Origin of the sequence: Agriterribacter humi (genome assembly GCF_009192765.1) — a bacterium.
Lineage (GTDB): Bacteria > Bacteroidota > Bacteroidia > Chitinophagales > Chitinophagaceae > Agriterribacter > Agriterribacter humi.
The window spans coordinates 311720-324881 of sequence record NZ_VOHQ01000001.1; the positions used below are offsets into that span (position 1 = coordinate 311720).

Consider the following 13162-nt stretch of genomic DNA (forward strand, 5'->3'; position numbering starts at 1 on the left):
TACTTATTTGAAATGACTGGTTCAACATGATTTTATCACACATTTTTTTTGCTTCAATACATTGCTTTCAGGTAATGGTTTCCGACAATGTTTTTAATACTTCCTTACAATAGAAAAGCTGGAGATTAAATGATTCGTCTTTCTGAGGTGAAAGCTTTTCTGTTCTTTTAATTTCACCTTTAAAAGCAATGGCATACCAGGCAAACACTTCATTACCGGATTCGGGCACGGGTGTAGCATAGCCGGTAATCCCAATCCCCCAGTCGCTGCTAAAAAGCGGGCAAACGTGTAAAGCCATTTCTATGGCAACTTTCTCCGATACACAATTGCAGGCCAGGGCATGAATGGGCTCCACATTAAGGTGCTTGTACTTTTGCGCAATATTATAGGCTGTAATACCTCCCTGGTAAAATCCAATGGATCCTTCCGCTGAAGAAAAAGCCACCTGCATTAACCCGGAAGTTACACTTTCGGCTACGGCAATCGTTTCATTCCGCTCCAGTAAAAAACTGCTTATATTATTGAGATAACCACCAGGAAAAAGATCCATGCAAATTAATTTATTGGTTATACTGCCTTAATGATGCATATACAAGATGTGTGCCGTGACTTTAGAGCTTTAACGCTTTACTTTTACCTGTGGCTTATAATTTGAATGGTATACCATTAAACACAGGTAATGCCGGAAGGACCCAGTATTGTTATTTTTAAGGAAGCGGTGCAGCAATTTAAAGGTAAAAAGATAAAAATGGCTTGCGGGAATGCCAGGATTGATATTGGTTCCTTTGCAGGTCAAAAGATACAGGATATCAGGAGTTGGGGTAAGCAGATCTTTATTTGCCTTGAAAACATTACTATCCGCGTTCATTTCCTGCTGTTTGGTTCATACAGTATAAATGAGCAAACCAAACCCGATAAAAGCCGTAGGCTGGGTCTTGTCTTTTCCAATGGGTCCGTCTATTTCTATACCTGTTCTGTAAGCGTTATTGAGGGCGACCTGGATGCGTTGTATGACTGGGAAGCCGATGTGCTCAGTGATGTATGGAATGCCGCCCGGGCAAGAAAAAAATTAAAATCAATGCCGGAAACAATGGTATGCGATGCTTTGCTTGATCAGCAGGTATTTTCGGGAGTGGGTAATATTATAAAAAATGAAGTGCTGTACCGTATAAGGCTTCATCCCGAAACAATGCTCGGCAAAATTCCACCCCGCAAAATAACGGAGCTCATAACGGAAGCGCGTAATTACAGTTTTGATTTTCTAAAATGGAAAAAAGCATTTGAATTAAAAAAACACTGGCTGGCGCATACCAAAAAAATATGCCCCCGGTGTAATCTTCCCTTCATCAAAAAACATTGCGGTAAAACCCACAGAAGAAGCTTTTTTTGTGAGAACTGCCAGGTAAAGTATCATTAATTTAAAATTCAGGTACAGCAGTCATCCGGCATGCCGTAATTTTAAAGAATAAAGCTACCCCGGATCTGCCGGCCTTCCACTTTATCATGAGTCAGCTTTCCCCATTACACAAACTGTGTAATATTTTCCTCCAATTATAATCGCATCATTACAACAATTTCTTTTAATTAAACAAAACAGGAGTGAATATGATTATTGAAGCCATTTTTTTTCGATGGCACATCATTTGTAAATCACTTTGAGACAATCTATTCAACAATTCATTACATTTTTAAATTCACGATTATGCCAAACACAAAAAAAGCGCCGGCACGCAAGCAAAAAGCAGACGGGGCCAATGCCTCTGCCATAATGAACAATACACAACTGGAAAAGTTTTTCATGGATGCCCTGAAGGATATTTACTGGGCCGAAAAACATTTGACCAAAGCATTACCTAAAATGAAGAAAGCAGCTACCACCGAACAATTGCAGGATGCTATTGAAGAGCATTTAGCTCAAACACAGGAGCACGTAAGCCGTTTGGAAGAGGTATTTGAAATGCTTGGTAAAAAGGCCCAGGCAAAAAAATGCGAAGCCATGGAGGGCCTGGTAAAAGAAGGCGAAACTGTTATTGAAGAAACGGAAGATGGCAGCATGACAAGAGATGTGGGCATTATTATTTCGGCTCAAAAAGTAGAGCACTATGAAATTGCGGCTTACGGAGGCTTAACCCAGCTTGCCCGTACTATGGGTTTGGAGGATGTAGCCGGTATTTTGCATCAAACGCTGGAAGAAGAAAAGCAGACGGATGTGTTGCTTACGGAAATAGCCGAAAATGATATCAATTGGGAAGCAGAGCAGGAAGGTGAAGAAGAAGAATAAGCAGAAAATGCAGCATTGCATACGTAAACCAATAATTTATCAGCCATCCAGCCTACGGATTTATTGTGTATGTGATGTGAAGCCGCAGTTTTGCAGATCAGTTTGGATGTGTAACGGATGCGTGTAACAACTGCAAATTGCGGCTTTTCTATTGACATTAGCTGTAGAAAGTTTGCTAAGAGGAAACATCAAAAATGGTTGTTATGTCTGGCCGGTTTACCTTTTTATTTGAATGGGAATACAATCAATATGAAGCCTCCTGCATGCGCACTTTTGAAGATAAAGGACAAATTAAGTATGCTGTCACCTTTAAACCACCAAACCCTTTTCCGCAATTTGGGGATCAGCCGCACAACTTATTTACTGAGCCTGATGGCCGGTTTTATCGTTGGGGAAGCAGTGACAAAGGTTGCCTTTATTTCAGAGCTAATCTTATACGCTGGCTTAAAAAATATCTGCAGGAGGAACAGGAACGGCTTCAACACAAATGAACATGAACAAGATCAGCCTTGCTTAAACTAAATAGCAATGCAGTTGCTTATATAATTTGAAATCAAAATAGGATTGTATAAAAATGAGGAAGGCAAACTTTTCGGTGTAAATCCCTCCTGTACACATCTTGGCTGTGAAGTAAAATGGAACAACGCCGAAAAGTCATGGGATTGTCCCTGCCATGGCGCCAGGTACCATTATACAGGTAAAGTGCTGAATGGACCAGCAGACAGGGATCTTGAACCTGTTGGTGTGGAATTTCTTATTGAACGCTAAAGTTTATGTCTGCCGTTGCCGGGTATGTATGACCTTTGGAAAGCATGTAAACGATAAAATAAAGCTGAAGCAGGTTATTGTATATGATGAACGATATAAAATTGGTTATAAAGAATTCGACCCTGCCACAAGCTGGCAAAGGATTATTTACCAGATCCTTCATTCCTGCCGGAACTCATATTATTGAATATAAAGGCCGTGTAACAACGTGGAATGAAGTAAAAGAAAGAGAAGCGGACAATGCCTATATTATGTATGTAAACCGCGATCATGTTATTAACGCTTTGCCCTACAAGAAAGCACTGGCCAGATATGCTAATGATGCAAAGGGTGTTGGAAAGATCAGGGGTTTACGCAACAATGCCGTGTATGCCACTGTAAAAAAACGGGTATACATTAAAGCCACCCGGGATATAAAACCAGGTGAAGAAATACTCGTTGATTATGGAAAATCATACTGGCAAACCATGAAGGAAAACAAGCAAATTGATAAACAAAAAGAACGGGAGGCTAATCAGCATAAATAATAAATAAAACTATTTTATATGGCAAAGTATTCAAAAAAAGCGCAGGATAAAGTTGAAAAGGCCATGCATGAAAAAAAAGAGGGGAAATTAAAAAGCGGCAGGACCGGAAAAAAAGTAACGAGCCGTAAACAGGCCATTGCTATAGGGCTTTCTGAAGCACGTAAAGAAGGCGCTAAAGTGCCTGAAAAGAAGACAGCCAAAAAAAGCAGCGCAAAAAAAACGGCGGGCAAAAAAGCTACAACAAAAAAAGCAAAATAGCCACAAAGATACGAAGACACAATGCGTTTCCCTTTATGACCTGGTGGCTTTATGATTTTACCTTCTCTATCATCTGTTCCAATTCAGCAATACCGAAAGGCTTTTTCAGCAGTTCATCCGCCCCTGCTTCTTTGCAAAGCGCTTCCATATTACTGCTTTCAATTGGTTTACCCCCAAATAGAAAATTTAGATACCTGTAAGGAATCATAAATAATATTAAATTCTTTCAGTAATTCTACATATTTCTCTGAAAGTTATAATCCGGTGATGTTCTTCCTGATTTTCAAATCTTTCTCCGGTAAGTTTACATCATAGATGTACTGCAAAATAAACATTTTAGCAAATGAATTGAGCTTACGGCTCTCTGTCCTTTAGTATCTTCATTAGGCAACGGACTGAAGTCTGTTGTTACAAAACTGAGCCGAGGCTACGCCTCTTGGTTTTTACATTATCTGAAATTAAAAGGGGTATAGCACCTCAAATATTAATTAGCCTAAATATCTGGCGGGTGCATTTTGGTTCGGGAAAAAACGGAATGAATTGTAATATTAATTTCAGATTTTGTATTTTAGTATGCAATGAGAATTCAGGAACTCCATTGAGTTTTATTTTTAAGCTTAAAGATATTTATATGCTCTCATTTAAATTCAGCTTTAAGCTCAACGCGAAGGAATATGCAGCAACAGCAACGCCTTTTGAAAAAGATGGGGGCATCAGTTATGATATTTCAATACCCGATAAGATATTTACTATTAAAGCAATGCCTTTAAAGGATGGCGGGGTAGTGTGGGTTGATTATTACAGCGCTGAACCAACAGAATTATCACAAGCGGCCGGAAGGGCTATACAATCCATCAAAAATTAGCGGCAGACTTTAACCCTAAAGGCTATTGCTATTTATATACGCTTTAATCCACATTGCATTTTCAATGGCAGCCACGGAAGCCGTATTGTTAAAATACAGGAATACTTCTTTTACTTTTTTATTTTTCAACAGGCTGTCAGCCATTTCCTTTAAAACCGGGTGTGTATAGGCGGAATGATATAATTCGGGCACTCCATGAAACCGGTAATATACAATGGTATGGTTCACCACCACCATAGCGGGAAGTGCCGGATAACTGATGCCGCTGAAAATTATATTATTTGCTTTCAGCGTTTCATATACTTCCTGCCTCCACCAACCGGCATTGCGAAATTCTACTACATTATGTGCTCCGGAACGGAGGTTTTGAACAATGTGTTCCAGCCGTTCAATGCTATAAGTAAAAGAAGGCGGAAGCTGGAATAATACCACACCCAGCTTTTCTTTTAACCCTTTCTGTACTGTATCGTAAAAATCATCTATGAGGCTTTTGCACCCATTAAACTGCTTATAATGGGTAATTAGTCTCGGAGCTTTTACGGCAAAGCAAAAGTTTGGCGGACTTTGCCTGTGCCAGCGCTCCAATATTGATAATTGCGGGAAACGATAAAACGTAACATTCAGTTCGAGAGTATTGAATTGCGTGCTATAAAATTCAAACCACTTTTTTTGAGGAAGATCTTCCGGGTAAAAATTGCTTTTCCATTCCCGGTAATGAAAGCCGGAGCACCCGATATGCCATTTTATTGCGTTCATATTTTATGTATACATCAAAAATATATCCAATAGTACAGTGCAGGCGCAGCAGCTAAAACCCGCGGGATTATTCTCTTTTACAAACGGCCTGGCGAATACGAATAAAAAAACAAAACCACTGTGTCAATTTGCTGTATAGTGGTACATATTTCTGTAACTTGTGTTTCGCTTGAAACAAGCTGAAAGATGATCTATGACAAAAAAAAGAGTTCCGGAAAAGCAAATGCTTCATTCTGAAAAAAAATCAGTGCAGATACTTACAAAACAGGCTTCCAAACAATCTCTTGTTCCTGCCTCAAAAACATCTAAAAAAGAACCAGGAACAACCAATAAAAAACATAAAGCAATTAATAAAAAATCAAATAAAAGAAATGAAGAATTGAAAGAAGCATGGGATTATCCAAAATTGATCATAGAAAGTTTGAATGACCCAATGCTGATAATGACAGCCGGTTTAAAAATAAAAAATGCCAATAAAAGTTTTTACGAGACATTCAAATTAGTTCCCGGCAAAACAGAAGGCTTATACCTGCATGAATTATGTGACGGGCAGTGGGATATGCCCGAACTACGCCAGAAATTAAAATTATTGCAAACCAAAAATATTCGTTTTAATGAGTTGGAGATTACCCAAAATTTCAGTGGTGTGGGACGTAAGACCCTGCTGATGAATGGATTTAAATTCATACTTAAAAATGTGCGGGATTCCATGATTATCCTTGCTGCGCAGGATCTTACTTTGCGCAGGGAAATGGAAGAAAAATTAATTGAAAATGAAGAACGTTTCAGGCTGCTGGTGCAAAATTCCTCAGATATCATTACTGTTTTTGCCGAGGATGGCACCGTTTTGTATGAAAGCCCGGCAATAGAGGCGGTATTGGGTTATAAACCAGATGAGCGGGTGGGACGAAATATTAAATTGGATATGATTGTACACCCGGACGACAGGGAACATAAACTGGGCTTATTAAAAAAGGCATCTTCTAACCCGGACGAAAATGTATGCGGTGAGTTCCGCCTCCGGCATAAAAATGGCAGCTACCGCACTATTGATGCTATTTTCCGAAGTTTTTTGAACAATAATAAGATCAATGGCATTATCGCAAATTACAGGGATATAACAGAAAGGAAAATACTGGAGAAGCAAAAAGATGATTTTATTGGTGTAGCCAGTCATGAATTAAAAACACCGGTTACCAGCATTAAAGCCTATTCGCAGATACTGGAGGCATTGTTTAAAAAAAGCGGCGATACAAAATCGGCAGAGTTGGTTGGCAAGATGAACATGCAGGTTGACCGGCTTACCACACTCATTGTAGACCTGCTGGATTTTAACCGTATTGAAGGCAACCAGCTTAAGTTCAGGGAAGAAAGCTACGACCTTAATGAACTGATTGCAGAATTAACGGAAGAGCTGCAAAGAACCACACAGCAGCATACTATTATAACTCAATTAGATCACTCCGTGCTGATGAAAGGCGACCGGTACCGTACAGGACAGGTATTGAGTAACCTGCTTGGTAACGCCATTAAATACTCCCCCAAAGCCAGTGAGGTGATTGTAAGGACCACAATGGAAAAGAAAAATGTTGTGATATCTGTTCAGGATTTTGGAGTGGGCATCGAAAAAGAACATTTAAACCTGGTGTTTGAACGCTTTTTCAGGGTGGCAGAACCTGTGATTAATACTTTTTCGGGACTGGGCCTCGGACTGTATATCGCTTCGGAAATCGTGCGTCGTCAAAATGGTAAAATATGGGTAACCTCTGAAAAGGGAAAAGGTTCGACATTTTATGTCTCCTTATCAATCTCAAAAGATCACCACGAATAAAAATACCCGCTTTTGAGTAAGCAGTGAGGCGAATTTTACCGGTATATTGTTTGATATAAGCCAAGCCATACATGGCAATAGAATACTGGTTGCTGATGACGATCCCGGCATCCAGGATATTTTTAAGATTACCCTGGATTCAGCAGGCTATCACGCAGGAACCTTCCGTGGTTTTTCCCTTTCCCAGAACCGGTGCTTTGCAATGGCCGCAATAAAATCTTTAGCGAGGGCCTTAACATCTTTGTTAACCAGTAAACCTTCTTCCTGTATTTTAGGACTGAGTTTTTTACCAAAATAAGTGGCTTCCAATACCTGGGTTGCTCCGGCATGGGCAGCTATGGCTTTGCAATGCTTAAAAGCCTGGTTTAAAAAATGAACCGCATCGGGTTCGCCGGCAAGTGTAGCAACACTATTGGTTCCACCTGGCACATATACCGCATCATACATAACAGAAGCGGCTGTAAGCAGGCTTTGATTAACCCTGATCACGGCTTTACTCTCCGCTGTAATAGTGCCCAGTTTAGGGGCGATAATATCCGTCATTGCGCCTTCGGCCAATAATGCTTTTTGCATAACTGTCACAGCGTTTTCGTCTACACCGTCAGCGGCGAGTATGGCTATATTTCTGGTGCGTATAGAATCTTTTTTGGTATTTGCCATGCTCAGCGCTTCCGATTTCAACAAACTGCTTTTTACTTTCAATGGCTCAAAGTTTTTTTCAACACCATCTGCAGGTATGCTTTTATTAATGGGCTTTTCGGGTTTTAGCACACTCAGTCCCAGGTTATAGGCCACACTTGCGGCTAATCCCTTATCTACTTCGCCTAATATATTCACCATGCGCTGGCGAATGGCTTCTACTTCGCATTTGCCTAATTCAAATGATAAAGCATCAATAATATGATTTTTTTCAGGTTCCGACTGGCTGTTATAGAATAAGGTAGCCTGGCTGAAATGATCAAAAAAGCTCCTGCTTCTTTCTCTTACTTTTTTCGCATCTATTTTTTCTGCGTAGGAAGCAAAACCGCCTTCCGCCATTTTTGCCTGGAAAGGGCAACCACCCCCCAGTGAATTGGGATGATAGCTCACCCTACCCTTATTGATCTGCTGACGCATATAGCCGTCACGCTGATTATTGTGCACTGTACCAATGGAGCGGTTAATGGGTATTTCATGAAAATTAGGGCCGCCCAAACGGATCAGTTGTGTGTCGGTATAAGAAAATAAACGGCCCTGCATTAAAGGATCGTTGGTGAAATCAATACCCGGTACAATATGTCCTACGTGAAAAGCAACCTGCTCGGTTTCCGCGAAAAAATTATCGGGATTGCGGTTCAGGGTCATTTTCCCGATCCTTTGCACCGGAACCAATTCTTCGGGTATAATTTTGGTGGCATCAAGCAGGTCGAATTCAAATTTATGCTCATCTTTTTCGGGCACAATCTGCACACCCAGTTCCCATTCCGGAAAAGCGCCGTTCTCTATGGCTTCCCACAAATCGCGGCGGTGAAAATCGGGATCCTTCCCCGAAATCTGCTGCGCCTCATCCCACGCTACCGAATGAACGCCCAGCAATGGCTTCCAATGGAATTTCACAAAGCAGGCCTCGTTTTTTTCATTAACAAAGCGGAAGGTATGTACGCCAAAACCTTCCATCATCCTTAAGCTCCGTGGTATTGCCCTATCGCTCATCAGCCACATGATCATGTGGGTTGATTCGGGCATTAAAGAAATAAAATCCCAGAATGTATCATGAGCAGAGGCGGCCTGTGGTATTTCATTATGCGGTTCGGGCTTAACCGCATGAACCAGGTCGGGAAATTTTATAGCATCCTGTATAAAAAAGATAGGCATATTATTACCCACCAGGTCAAAATTACCTTCCTGTGTATAAAATTTTACTGCAAATCCTCTAACATCTCTTGCCAGGTCTGTTGAGCCACGAAACCCGGCCACTGTAGAAAACCGAACGAACACAGGCGTTTCCATTGAAGGATCATTAAGAAAGCTGGCTTTCGTGTAGGTAGCCATAGATTTATACACTTTAAATACGCCATGCGCCCCACTCCCCCTGGCATGCACAATTCTTTCAGGTATCCGCTCATGATCAAAATGGGTGATCTTTTCCCTGAAAATAAAATCTTCCAGCAGGGTAGCGCCCCTGTCGCCAGCCTTCAATGAATTTTGATCATCATTGATCTTTAACCCCTGGTTAGTGGTTAAAAACTGGTCGGTGCCGGCTTCTTTGTGCTGCTCCATGCTATCCAACTTTTCATTTGTTATTTCAGTTTTCCGGTTTGCTGCTTCACTCCCTTTTAACGGAGTCTTTCCTTTTTTTACAGGCATATACAAAAGTTATAAGTGGATAAAAAATATGAATGCGAAGAAACTTGTCAGGTAAACAATACATACTATTCCTCAAAACAAAGGCCATGCTTGCATAACAACTAAATCGGACTGGGAAGCAGTTCGCTGTTTAAAAGCAATAAGGTGTTTAAAGATGCATCAAGCCTGCATTACCCAAACAAGTTTGTTTATTCCGCTATTTAAAAAAATAATTTTTTAACCTGCTGTCTGTTAACCGGCCGGGGGAAATATTTCTACAGTGGCTTTACGCTTGTTGTTCTTCCGGTATCCACACGGATACGGATCGTCCGTTAACAAAAAATTCTCCTTCCCCGGCATCATTCAGTTTCACTTTTTCTGATCTTCCGCCACAGCAGTCCATAAAAATTTTATTTGCATGCCGCGCACCCAACAACATGGTTTTCGATCCCTCTCCGGCATTGCTAAGCAATACGGCGCATCCGCTGCCGCCCTTTTCATCTATGCCTTCTCTTGTCCAGCCAATTGTATTGGGATCATCAAAAAAATCGCGCTGTGTACCATAGGCGAGGTCCTTGCGTACTTTCATCATGTTTTCCACGGCATCCACCTTATTTAGTTCCACGTATACTTTGTTATTGTCTTTCATCTCTGAATATTTCGCTTCATAAAGTGCAGGATAAAATACGCAGGGAATGCCCTGCGCTCTTAATAAGATGAGCGCATAAGCCAGCGGCTTGAACCAAAAATCTACTGTGGATTGCAGCGATTGCAATGGTTGTGTATCGTGATTATCAACAAAGCTGATAGCCAGTTCAGGTTTTTCTTTTATCAGGGTGTTATCAAAAATCGTTCGCAGATCAAAATTTTCGCCCTGCATCGAAGCATTATAAAAATTAAAGTGCAGGGGAACATCAAACAATTGGATCATTCCCCTGGTTGCATCTATATATTTTAACAGCGCCTGTACATCGCTTTTCCAGTATTCACCTATACAAAAAAAGCTTTTTTGAAAATGTGTTTTGAGGTATTCAAGCCATTCGGGGAAAAAATCAGGATTTATATGTTTTACAGCATCTAATCTGAAACCATCCACTCCTGTAGTTTCTGTATACCAAACGCCCCACTTTTTCAGTTCTTCCCTTACATGAGGGTTGCGAAATTCAATATCGTTTCCCATCAGGTAATCGTAGTTGCTGAATTCCTCTTCCATCACATCTTCCCAGTTGCCATTTCCATATTCATTTATGATAAGTTCAATGCTTCCGGTTTCATTAATACCGGTAAAACTGTGCCAGTCCCATATAAAATCGGAATACTGCTTATTTCTGCCGGGAAAAGTAAAACGGGTATATGCTTCAACATGGCGCTCTTCACTGATGATTTCTGTTCTGTTTTCCTCATTTACCTTTTTAACGGGGACCTGTTCTTTTTCATCCCCTCCCAGCTTATGATTCAGTACAATATCTGCCAGTACATTGATTTGGTTTTCATGGAATGCTTTTATACAGGCAAGATATTCTGCTTTAGTGCCATAGCGGGTACGAACCGTTCCTTTTTGATCAAACTCTCCCAGATCGTACAAGTCATAAACGGCGTACCCCGGTTCTTCAATGCCCTTTGCCGATTTATAAGCCGGAGGAAGCCATACATCTGTAACGCCCAGGGAAGCAAGCCTGGCAGCTTCTTCTTTGCCATGTTTCCATAAATTGCCTTCGGGAGAATAGTACCAGTGAAAAAACTGGAAAATAGTAGGATTGTTCATATACAAAATGATCTTTGGCTATAAATAAAATTCAAGTTCTTTTCCCGTCATGGAGCGATAGGTGTTTTGAAAAGAATGCAGGGTTGAAAAGAAGTCAACAAACCTGTCATGCTTTGTAATTTTTACGGATGCTGTATCCGTATAGGCATCTATTCCATCGTATTGCCCGTTTGAAAAATGACAAAATTTTGCATAATATTTTCCCTTGTTTCTCTGCTCAAATTGAAAACCGCACAATAAAAGTATATCCTCCGTTAATTCTACCGGGATAAGCGCAGGCACAGTTGCTATAAAATCGTTATTGGTAAAATAATTTACCCCTCGCACCCATTCACCGGATACCTGGCATATTTTAAAAATGACCGGTTCATTGTCCGCATCTATACAACCCACAATATTTCCTTCCCTGTAATATTTACTTATACCCATAACCAATCCATCACAATTTTTAAGCCGTTGCTCAAAAGCCGGGTGCGATGCCTAAGATATTTTTGCAATCTAACAAATATGGGTACGGCTTTTACCGCCGAATGGAATTATTTCCACAGGTTGGGAATGCCTTGGGAATAATAATGCCTGTACTGAAAACCACTGCGTCCGGCGGTAAATAACGGATGGCACGTTTTTTAATCCTCTTTCTTAAATATATAATTGAAGATGAAAATCATTCACAGTAATACTGATGCTGGTGATGGATGGCAGCAACAGGCTATGCAAATGGAAAAAGACGGCGATCTGCAAAAAGCGATCGCTCTTTACCGGCAGTCCATCAAAAATAGCCCTTCCAATGCATTACCCTATAACCGGCTGCTGATTATTTTCAGAAAAGAAAAAGAATATAAAAAAGAACTGGCTGTTATTAATGCCGGCATTAAAGCATTTCAAAATTTATATTATTCTTCCAAGCACGCCGGCAACAAAAAAATTACACAACTCAGCAAAGCCATTCTTCGCTCAACCGGGCTTTCCGATAAAAAGGGAAATCCCTTATTTCTCCGCGAACCACTTGGCAGATGGAACAGGAGAAGGCAGGTAGTGGAAAAGAAGCTTAAGCAACAAGCTGCACAAGCTTGAATTAAAGATGCAATACAGCGAATATTTTCATCCTGTGCTATATTTATAAAAAATCAAATTCATTGGCTTTTAAATAAGCTTCCGGTTGCGGGGGCATCTGTACAATTGGAAAAGGGTTCGTTGAAGGAGGTTTTGAATTTTTAACATACAACGTTTTCTTCCCGGGATAAAGTCTTACAACTTTGGGAGAAGATAACCTTGGTCCATGGCTTCTTTTTTTTAAGACTTTTTCCATAATAGGATAATTAAGGTTAATCATAAGCGCATCAAAGCATATGCCATAGCATTTGTTAGAAAAAAAATCGTCAGGAATCAATTGATTCCTGACGATTGCTATTAAACAGCATAATGCCTGGTTAATTTAACAGGTATGACCGGGTTAGCGATCAGTTTGTATAACGTTTACTATTTTATTGATTCGGCTGCTGAATACTGGTATCCTGTTGCATGTTTGTTGTATCAGCATTATTCGTCATAGAATCGTTATTCTCATAGTTATTTTGTAAGCTATCCGAAGACAAATTACTGTTATCACCCGCGTTGTTGCATGCGAACATAAAAAGCGCTGCACCAATTATTAATATTAGCTTTTTCATAATCCAATTTTTGAGTTTAAAAAATATACATCTCTACCAATCAAGAATGTTGCCAGAGCCATAATTAAAAAACATCGTTAGGCTTATATTAGATGTATTTTGTGATAAGTTTTCTC

Annotated in this window: 16 protein-coding genes; 9 read left to right on the plus strand and 7 right to left on the minus strand. The window is 40.3% G+C overall.

Features of this window, described 5'->3' with window-relative positions:
* Window positions 1-67: 67 nt before the first annotated feature.
* Window positions 68-550, minus strand: a complete 483-nt coding sequence (locus FRX45_RS01165; RefSeq protein WP_152266553.1) for a CinA family protein — start codon at window positions 548-550, stop codon at window positions 68-70.
* Window positions 551-679: 129 nt separating this feature from the next.
* Here FRX45_RS01165 and FRX45_RS01170 point away from each other — a divergent pair, with 129 nt between their 5' ends.
* The 7 genes from FRX45_RS01170 to FRX45_RS01200 all read left to right on the plus strand — a co-directional run bounded on the left by FRX45_RS01170 (window position 680) and on the right by FRX45_RS01200 (window position 4699).
* Complete coding sequence (locus FRX45_RS01170; protein WP_152266554.1) at window positions 680-1417, plus strand: DNA-formamidopyrimidine glycosylase family protein; 738 nt, start codon at window positions 680-682, stop codon at window positions 1415-1417.
* Window positions 1418-1702: 285 nt separating this feature from the next.
* Window positions 1703-2281, plus strand: a complete 579-nt coding sequence (locus tag FRX45_RS01175) for a YciE/YciF ferroxidase family protein (protein WP_152266555.1) — start codon at window positions 1703-1705, stop codon at window positions 2279-2281.
* Window positions 2282-2484: 203 nt separating this feature from the next.
* Window positions 2485-2772 (plus strand): hypothetical protein, encoded by a 288-nt coding sequence (locus tag FRX45_RS01180; RefSeq protein ID WP_152266556.1) that lies wholly within the window; start codon window positions 2485-2487, stop codon window positions 2770-2772.
* 73 nt (window positions 2773-2845) lie between these two features.
* Window positions 2846-3049 (plus strand): Rieske 2Fe-2S domain-containing protein, encoded by a 204-nt coding sequence (locus tag FRX45_RS01185; RefSeq protein ID WP_226804830.1) that lies wholly within the window; start codon window positions 2846-2848, stop codon window positions 3047-3049.
* Window positions 3050-3132: 83 nt separating this feature from the next.
* Window positions 3133-3576, plus strand: a complete 444-nt coding sequence (locus FRX45_RS01190; RefSeq protein WP_152266558.1) for an SET domain-containing protein — start codon at window positions 3133-3135, stop codon at window positions 3574-3576.
* 18 nt (window positions 3577-3594) lie between these two features.
* On the plus strand, window positions 3595-3834 hold the full coding sequence (locus FRX45_RS01195) for a DUF6496 domain-containing protein (RefSeq protein WP_152266559.1): 240 nt from the start codon (window positions 3595-3597) through the stop codon (window positions 3832-3834).
* A 631-nt stretch (window positions 3835-4465) separates the two neighbouring features.
* Complete coding sequence (locus tag FRX45_RS01200; protein WP_152266560.1) at window positions 4466-4699, plus strand: hypothetical protein; 234 nt, start codon at window positions 4466-4468, stop codon at window positions 4697-4699.
* A 15-nt stretch (window positions 4700-4714) separates the two neighbouring features.
* Here the strand turns inward: FRX45_RS01200 and FRX45_RS01205 are convergent, their stop codons facing one another.
* Complete coding sequence (locus FRX45_RS01205) at window positions 4715-5455, minus strand: DUF72 domain-containing protein (RefSeq protein WP_152266561.1); 741 nt, start codon at window positions 5453-5455, stop codon at window positions 4715-4717.
* Between the two features lie 193 nt (window positions 5456-5648).
* Between FRX45_RS01205 and FRX45_RS01210 the strand changes: the two genes are divergently transcribed.
* Complete coding sequence (locus FRX45_RS01210) at window positions 5649-7286, plus strand: sensor histidine kinase (protein ID WP_152266562.1); 1638 nt, start codon at window positions 5649-5651, stop codon at window positions 7284-7286.
* A gap of 150 nt (window positions 7287-7436) precedes the next feature.
* On the opposite strand, the gene FRX45_RS01215 is transcribed toward FRX45_RS01210, so the two are convergent.
* From FRX45_RS01215 to FRX45_RS01225, 3 genes are all read right to left on the minus strand, one after another.
* Window positions 7437-9632, minus strand: a complete 2196-nt coding sequence (locus FRX45_RS01215; RefSeq protein WP_152266563.1) for a catalase — start codon at window positions 9630-9632, stop codon at window positions 7437-7439.
* Window positions 9633-9897: 265 nt separating this feature from the next.
* On the minus strand, window positions 9898-11376 hold the full coding sequence (locus FRX45_RS01220; protein ID WP_152266564.1) for an alpha-amylase: 1479 nt from the start codon (window positions 11374-11376) through the stop codon (window positions 9898-9900).
* Between the two features lie 18 nt (window positions 11377-11394).
* Window positions 11395-11805 carry a hypothetical protein gene (locus tag FRX45_RS01225; protein ID WP_152266565.1) on the minus strand — a complete coding sequence of 137 codons (411 nt, stop codon included), beginning with the start codon at window positions 11803-11805 and terminating at the stop codon, window positions 11395-11397.
* 228 nt (window positions 11806-12033) lie between these two features.
* Between FRX45_RS01225 and FRX45_RS01230 the strand changes: the two genes are divergently transcribed.
* Window positions 12034-12450, plus strand: a complete 417-nt coding sequence (locus FRX45_RS01230; protein WP_152266566.1) for a hypothetical protein — start codon at window positions 12034-12036, stop codon at window positions 12448-12450.
* A 43-nt stretch (window positions 12451-12493) separates the two neighbouring features.
* Here FRX45_RS01230 and FRX45_RS01235 read toward each other — a convergent pair whose 3' ends face one another.
* Both FRX45_RS01235 and FRX45_RS01240 read right to left on the minus strand, forming a co-directional pair.
* Window positions 12494-12685, minus strand: a complete 192-nt coding sequence (locus tag FRX45_RS01235) for a hypothetical protein (protein WP_152266567.1) — start codon at window positions 12683-12685, stop codon at window positions 12494-12496.
* A gap of 175 nt (window positions 12686-12860) precedes the next feature.
* A complete protein-coding gene (locus FRX45_RS01240) occupies window positions 12861-13046 on the minus strand; it encodes a hypothetical protein (RefSeq protein ID WP_152266568.1) in 186 nt (61 codons plus the stop codon).
* Window positions 13047-13162: the final 116 nt, after the last annotated feature.

What these genes read in the sequence shown, in the direction of transcription:
- FRX45_RS01235 (WP_152266567.1), bottom strand. Translation starts at nt 12,685, where the DNA reads ATGGAAAAAGTCTTAAAAAAAAGAAGCCATGGACCAAGGTTATCTTCT.
- FRX45_RS01175 (WP_152266555.1), top strand. Translation starts at nt 1,703, where the DNA reads ATGCCAAACACAAAAAAAGCGCCGGCACGCAAGCAAAAAGCAGACGGG.
- FRX45_RS01165 (WP_152266553.1), bottom strand. Translation starts at nt 550, where the DNA reads ATGGATCTTTTTCCTGGTGGTTATCTCAATAATATAAGCAGTTTTTTA.
- FRX45_RS01205 (WP_152266561.1), bottom strand. Translation starts at nt 5,455, where the DNA reads ATGAACGCAATAAAATGGCATATCGGGTGCTCCGGCTTTCATTACCGG.
- FRX45_RS01195 (WP_152266559.1), top strand. Translation starts at nt 3,595, where the DNA reads ATGGCAAAGTATTCAAAAAAAGCGCAGGATAAAGTTGAAAAGGCCATG.
- FRX45_RS01190 (WP_152266558.1), top strand. Translation starts at nt 3,133, where the DNA reads ATGATGAACGATATAAAATTGGTTATAAAGAATTCGACCCTGCCACAA.
- FRX45_RS01210 (WP_152266562.1), top strand. Translation starts at nt 5,649, where the DNA reads ATGACAAAAAAAAGAGTTCCGGAAAAGCAAATGCTTCATTCTGAAAAA.
- FRX45_RS01180 (WP_152266556.1), top strand. Translation starts at nt 2,485, where the DNA reads ATGTCTGGCCGGTTTACCTTTTTATTTGAATGGGAATACAATCAATAT.
- FRX45_RS01215 (WP_152266563.1), bottom strand. Translation starts at nt 9,632, where the DNA reads ATGCCTGTAAAAAAAGGAAAGACTCCGTTAAAAGGGAGTGAAGCAGCA.
- FRX45_RS01225 (WP_152266565.1), bottom strand. Translation starts at nt 11,805, where the DNA reads ATGGGTATAAGTAAATATTACAGGGAAGGAAATATTGTGGGTTGTATA.
- FRX45_RS01220 (WP_152266564.1), bottom strand. Translation starts at nt 11,376, where the DNA reads ATGAACAATCCTACTATTTTCCAGTTTTTTCACTGGTACTATTCTCCC.
- FRX45_RS01170 (WP_152266554.1), top strand. Translation starts at nt 680, where the DNA reads ATGCCGGAAGGACCCAGTATTGTTATTTTTAAGGAAGCGGTGCAGCAA.
- FRX45_RS01200 (WP_152266560.1), top strand. Translation starts at nt 4,466, where the DNA reads ATGCTCTCATTTAAATTCAGCTTTAAGCTCAACGCGAAGGAATATGCA.
- FRX45_RS01230 (WP_152266566.1), top strand. Translation starts at nt 12,034, where the DNA reads ATGAAAATCATTCACAGTAATACTGATGCTGGTGATGGATGGCAGCAA.
- FRX45_RS01240 (WP_152266568.1), bottom strand. Translation starts at nt 13,046, where the DNA reads ATGAAAAAGCTAATATTAATAATTGGTGCAGCGCTTTTTATGTTCGCA.